This is a genomic window from Aquabacterium sp. G14 (genome assembly GCF_037482285.1).
GTDB lineage: Bacteria > Pseudomonadota > Gammaproteobacteria > Burkholderiales > Burkholderiaceae_C > Aquabacterium.
Genome location: NZ_JBBEYB010000033.1, coordinates 1 through 5502 on the forward strand (window position 1 = coordinate 1; position 5502 = coordinate 5502).

Here is a 5502-nt window from a genome sequence, read left to right on the forward strand (position 1 = left end):
TTCCTTGATGGGCTTTGCTCTCACGACGTCGACGATGAGACTTGCGACCAGACCACGCAGATCGAAGCGGCGGTTGAACCTGTAGGCGAAGCCAGCAAGGTAGTGCTCGGCGTACTTGCGGTAGTTCAGGGCATGGAAGGCTCCGGCCAACGTGGTCTTGAGATTGCCCAGCACGGTGTTGACCCACTTGAAGCTGGGCAGGTCGCGCGGCTTGAGGGAGCCGACCACCATCGGGAGGTGAAGGCAACCGGCATCGGCCACCGCACTGAAGCAGGCCAAACCATCGCTGTGCACGCTGGTGCCCGGTGCCAGATTGGACTTGGCCCACTTGCTGATCGCTTCAGAGGTGAACCCTCTGACCACATTGAGCTTGATGAACATCGGATGCCCGTGATCATTGACCGAGACAGCCGCGACAAAGGGGACCTTGTTCTCGGAGCCCCGACCGACTTTGCCGCCTGTGCGCTCGCCTCCGAGGTAAGCGTCATCGAGTTGCACCGTGCCGCTGAGTTGGTGGGTGGCGTCTTGCGAGGCCATGGCCCGGTTGATCTTCTGATGCAACAGCCAGGCAGTGGGATAGCTCACGCCAAGCTGACGCTTGAGCGCCAGGGCAGACAGGCCGGTTTTGGCCTGACTGATGAGGTAGATGGCCAAGAACCAGGTCGTCAGGGGCAGTTTGGTGTGTGCCATGAGACTGCCTGCGGTCAGGGAGGTCTGATGCCGACAGCCATTGCACTGGAAGAGCTTACGGACACCGTGGCCGACCACATAGTGATCACTGCTGGAGCAGCGCGGACAGCGAAATCCCTCAGGCCAGCGCGCGGCCTTGATCGCTTCGGCGCACTGTGCCTCGGTGCCAAAGCTACGAAGGAATTCCGGAATCGACATGCCGTGCTGGAACTGAATCTGGTTGAAGGCCATGGTGCTCACCCCACTGTAAGAAGACCACAGATTAGTGAGTCACAAGCTCATGGGGTGAGCCTCGCTGAGGCAGGTTTCTAATCAGGTTTGCCAGAGCTTTTGCACCGAGTTATCTGAGCATATTTTTAAACGGGACCTAACGCCCTGGTTAACCGGCGCCGGAGCACGTAGTGCGGAGGGTACCGACATGGGCCATGAAGATGCCGAAGGCATGGCCCATGTTGGCGTCCGCGTTGAACCCACAGTTAGGCTGGGGCGCGTAGGCACAGTGGTTGAATTGCATTTGCCCCATGTTGTGTATGTTCGGATTGAACGAGGTTAAACATCAACCTTGTAGTTCAGGGTGAGTTCATCGCCCGGCATGCCTCTGATGCCCCAATTTGCTTTGGGTGTTTCAAAGATTGTGATCTCAACATCTTGAGGCTCAATGCCACAGCTTTGTTGAATTGAACTAAACAGTGCCTTAATCAAGTTGCGCTTCGCCTCGCTCGATCTGCCTTCAAACATTGATATTTCAATGATGATGTAGTTGGAGGATCTATCCGTTGGATGAATGAAGCTCTCGGCCTCGAGTTCAATGAAGCGGTGGAATCGCTTGTCAGCCGGAAAGCTCAGCACCTCAACAACAGCGCTGTGTATTGCATCGGACAACGCCGTTCGATGTTTTTGAATTGCTTCCCTGTGACCATAAATTTTTATTTGAGACATATCAGGCAGTGTTGCTAGTTGCTTGGACTTACTGCTGGGTGAGAAGAGCCTAACTACAAAGGTAACCGGCGCCGGAGCCCGCCAGGGCGGAGGGCACAACCAAGGGCCATGAGAATGCCGAAGGCATGGCCCTTGGTTGCGTCCGCGTTGACCTGACAGTTAGGCTGGGGCGCGTAGTGGAAGGTTTGAGCATTGCACTTGCACTCATTGGCGTTGCGCTTCGCTGCGACTTGAAAGTGGGTGGTTGATGAGCTTGTCACCATAGGCGCCCACGACTTGCGCGATGACCACCTGATAGCCCTTGAGCCAGCGAGCCTGTTGCTGCTTGGCTTTGATGTGATCGGGGTGCTTCATGAGCGCTTGTAATGCGTCCATGGATTCCCAGTAGTACACATTGGAGATGAGGCCCGTCTGGGGGTTCTCCCATGATTCTTCACCGATGTAGCCGGGAATTGACTGGGCGGTGCGAGCAATGGCTTGATCGAGTTCGTGGAACTCTGCGTCGTACTCGCCTTTGGCGAAAGTGAAGGTGGATGTGTACATGCCTGTTTTTATGGCCGGGCCAGAACCGCAGCGATTGTTTTGTGAGAGCCTAACTACCAAGGTAACCGGCGCCGGAGCCCGCCAGGGCGGAGGGCACAAGCAAGGGCCATGAGAATGCCGAAGGCATGGCCCTTGGTTGCGTCCGCGTTGACCTGACAGTTAGGCAACGGCCCGTTGGCACGATGTTTCAAGCTGCGCCAGCGTGCAGTTGAACACCCAGCGCCTTGGTAACTTTGAGAATGGTGGCGAAGCTTGGATTGCCGTTTTCGCTGAGCGCTTTGTAAAGGCTTTCGCGACTGAGGCCAGCTTCTTTGGCCACTTGGGCCATGCCTTTGGCGCGCGCAATATCGCCAAGCGCACGAGCGATGCCCGCGATGTCGTCGGGCGCCTCTGTCAGCCAGGCGTCCAAGTACGCAGCCATCTCTTCGGGGGTGCGCAGTTGCTCGGCGATGTCATAGGCAACTGTCTTTGTTGCTGTGGTGGTGCTCTTGCTGGACTTGGGCATGACCGTTACTCCTGGAGGTTGCGCGCGAGTTCCTGTGCGAGCGCGATGTCGCTTTGTTGGCTGGACTTGTCGCCGCCAACGAGAAGGATGATGAGTTCATCGCCTCGCTGCGTGTAGTACACCCTGTAGCCAGGCCCGACATCGATCTTGAGCTCAGAGATGCCGCCAGTAAGGTTGCGGTGCTGGCCAGGGCTGCCGTGTGCCAAGCGATCAACTCTGACCTGAATACGAGCACGAGCAGCTCGATCCTTGAGGTCATTGATCCAATCACGGTACAGCTCAGTTGTACGGATACGCATGGCACAATGTATCCTGTGGGATACAATTTGTCAATGCCTTCGCCCGAGTGGCCTAACGAACGAGTTAACTGGCGCCGGAGCCCGAAGGGCGCAGGGCACCAACAGCGGCCAATAAAATGCCGAAGGCATGGCCGCTGTTGGCGTCCACGTTGAACTAACAGTTAGGCTGCGCGGAGTGGAAGGTCTTCATAGTAGTTCGACCTGAAGCTTTGAGTGTTGCACTTCACGTGTCAACCCGCGCGCGTGGTGGAAGAAGAACATAACCTGCTTCGAATGGTGCGACTACGGAAATGAAACGCAATGGTTCTCTGCTCGTGCAAGTGACGCCATGCACTTGGCCTCGTTTGGCTACGACAACATCGCCTGATGTGACCACAACGGTGTTGCCTTGTTCGTCGATTTGATAATCGCCGTGACCGGACAGAATTGTCCAGGTATCTTGGCCTTCTGGATGCGTATGCGCAGCTATCGTTTGTCCCGGCTCAACGTGCCAAGCGACGATCACTGAATGTTCAGACTCTTGGACAACGGAGCGGATCGGCTCACCGTCGCTTACTTGCATGTGGTCACTTGATTTGAATACGCGCTGACTGCTCATGGCTGCTCCGAGAGTTATGGTGCAAAGCAAGCAAGAACTACGCCGCGCACCAAGCGCCTAACTACAAAGGTAAGGGGCGCCCGTTTGGCGTAGGCAAGACGCTCGGTGAAGTAAGCGTCCCCTTGACCTGACAGTTAGGCTGGGGCGCGGAGGAGAGGGCGTGGAGCACACGGCAAACTGGCCGTGGTTCGATGAACAGCAGTGCTGCATAGACGCTCCCATTGATGTTTGCGTTCAGTGTGCCAGACGCCTTGGCCCGGTGGAAGAGCGCCGACGTTGTTTAGCCAAAAGACCGATTGCGAATGGCACTTTGGCGCCCCTGGATGTTGAGCTGACTGCCGCAGGACAGGCAGCCCACAAGGCCGATGGCGTGTGGCACTTTGATGCCGCACGGTGGTGCGCAGGCTGCCGAAGGACAGACGGCCGGCCTGAGCGCTGAAAGTAAGACCCCATGCGTGCCGTGCGGTAGGTTTGATGCGCGTTGAAACCGATCAAAAATCCCATGCCTGGGCCTTCAAACCAAGATTCCAGAGCCTTCCGAAGACCGCACATTCGACTTCCAGAGAGTTTGGAAAACGAAGGCCTAACTACAAAGGTAAGGGGCGCCCGTTTGGCGCAGGCAAGACGCTCGGTGATGTAAGCGTCCCCTTGACCTGACAGTTAGGCTGGGGCGCGGAGTAGAGGGCGTGGAGCACACGGCAACCTGGCCGTGGTTCGATGAACAGTGATGCTGCACAGACGCTCCCTTTGATGTTTGAAAGCAGTGTGCCAGACGCTACGGCTTGGTGGAAGACCACCGAACTTGTTTAGCCAAAAGGACGATGGCGAATGGCACTTTGGCGCCCCTGGATGTTGAGCTGACTGCCACCGGACAGGCAGCCCACAAGGCAGGTGGCCTGTGGCACTTTGGTGCCGCGCGGTGGTGAGCAGGCTGCCGAAGGACAGACAGCCAACCAGAGCGGCCAAAGTAAGACCCCATGCGTGCCGTGTTGTTGGTTCGGCGCGCGTTGAAACCTGTCAAAAAAGCCTTGGCCGTGGCCATCAAACCAGAATTCCAGAGCCTTCCGAAGACCGCTCATTCGACTTCCAGAGACTTTGGAAAACGAAGGCCTAACTACCAAGTTCAGGGGCGCCCACAAGGCGTGGCCGGAGCGATGAGACGTATGAGCGTCCCCTGCAACGCACAGTTAGGCGCTGGTGGATAGCGAGCGGCTGCATGCGCATGAGGCCCCTGTTTGTTGATTACTTGGCGGATGGCCAGCTTGAATGCAAGCATGCCATGGCGCCTTGCGCGAGCCAAGAACTGCGCGCCTGATTGCTTGTAGCCACCGAGGAGGTGGCTCGCTTGGCTTGGGCAAGCGGGGAGTTCAGCATGCGCCTAACGCCCAAGTTCAGGGGCGCCCATAAGGCGTTGCCGAAGCGATGCGACGTGTGAGCGTCCCCTGCAACGCCCAGTTAGGCCAAGGTGCAAGTAGCAGAGCCGATGCGCGGCCAGCGAGCCCGCACACGAGGCGCCAGCCTGGTGTGTGCGATGAGCTGAACTGGCAGCCTCCGAGATGAACCGTGCCATCACGCCTCCCTTTGCGTATGGCGTCAGCCATGCGCTGACGAGTACCTCAATCTAACGCACCTTCAACCTGCGCGACCAGAGGTGAGGGCACCCAGACTTGGTGGCCCGAACCAGTGTTCCGCTGCCGCCGAGGAGGCGGCTCGTGTGGCCTGGGCATGCGGCGTATTGCGCATGGGCCTAACGAATTAGTTAACTGGCGCCGGAGCCCCGCAGGGGCGCAGGGTACCAACAGCGGCCAATAAAATGCCGAAGGCATGGCCGCTGTTGGCGTCCACGTTGAACGCCCAGTTAGGTTTTGCACCTGTGGCACGGCCTTGAAACACACGACAGATGAAGTTGAGGTGAGGGCGGGCCACGG

6 protein-coding genes are annotated in these 5502 nt (G+C 57.7%); all 6 read right to left on the minus strand.

Annotation, left to right across the window (positions count from 1 at the left end):
* Window positions 1-921, minus strand: a 921-nt coding sequence (locus tag WIT60_RS16715; RefSeq protein ID WP_339581920.1) for an IS1595 family transposase, incomplete at its 3' end; no start/stop codon positions are given.
* 318 nt (window positions 922-1239) lie between these two features.
* Window positions 1240-1629 (minus strand): tautomerase family protein, encoded by a 390-nt coding sequence (locus WIT60_RS16720; protein ID WP_339584959.1) that lies wholly within the window; start codon window positions 1627-1629, stop codon window positions 1240-1242.
* Window positions 1630-1833: 204 nt separating this feature from the next.
* Window positions 1834-2172, minus strand: a complete 339-nt coding sequence (locus WIT60_RS16725; protein WP_339584960.1) for an antibiotic biosynthesis monooxygenase family protein — start codon at window positions 2170-2172, stop codon at window positions 1834-1836.
* 187 nt (window positions 2173-2359) lie between these two features.
* Window positions 2360-2677 carry an addiction module antidote protein gene (locus WIT60_RS16730; RefSeq protein ID WP_339584961.1) on the minus strand — a complete coding sequence of 106 codons (318 nt, stop codon included), beginning with the start codon at window positions 2675-2677 and terminating at the stop codon, window positions 2360-2362.
* 5 nt (window positions 2678-2682) lie between these two features.
* Window positions 2683-2976, minus strand: coding sequence for a type II toxin-antitoxin system RelE/ParE family toxin (locus WIT60_RS16735; RefSeq protein ID WP_339584962.1), 294 nt, complete (start codon window positions 2974-2976; stop codon window positions 2683-2685).
* Window positions 2977-3199: 223 nt separating this feature from the next.
* The gene (locus WIT60_RS16740; RefSeq protein ID WP_339584963.1) at window positions 3200-3574 is read right to left on the minus strand and encodes a cupin domain-containing protein; all 375 of its coding nucleotides are present in this window, start codon (window positions 3572-3574) and stop codon (window positions 3200-3202) included.
* Window positions 3575-5502 lie beyond the last annotated feature (1928 nt).

Coding starts and splice junctions, on each gene's coding strand:
- WIT60_RS16720 (WP_339584959.1), bottom strand. CDS start 1,629: ATGTCTCAAATAAAAATTTATGGTCACAGGGAAGCAATTCAAAAACAT.
- WIT60_RS16725 (WP_339584960.1), bottom strand. CDS start 2,172: ATGTACACATCCACCTTCACTTTCGCCAAAGGCGAGTACGACGCAGAG.
- WIT60_RS16735 (WP_339584962.1), bottom strand. CDS start 2,976: ATGCGTATCCGTACAACTGAGCTGTACCGTGATTGGATCAATGACCTC.
- WIT60_RS16730 (WP_339584961.1), bottom strand. CDS start 2,677: ATGCCCAAGTCCAGCAAGAGCACCACCACAGCAACAAAGACAGTTGCC.
- WIT60_RS16740 (WP_339584963.1), bottom strand. CDS start 3,574: ATGAGCAGTCAGCGCGTATTCAAATCAAGTGACCACATGCAAGTAAGC.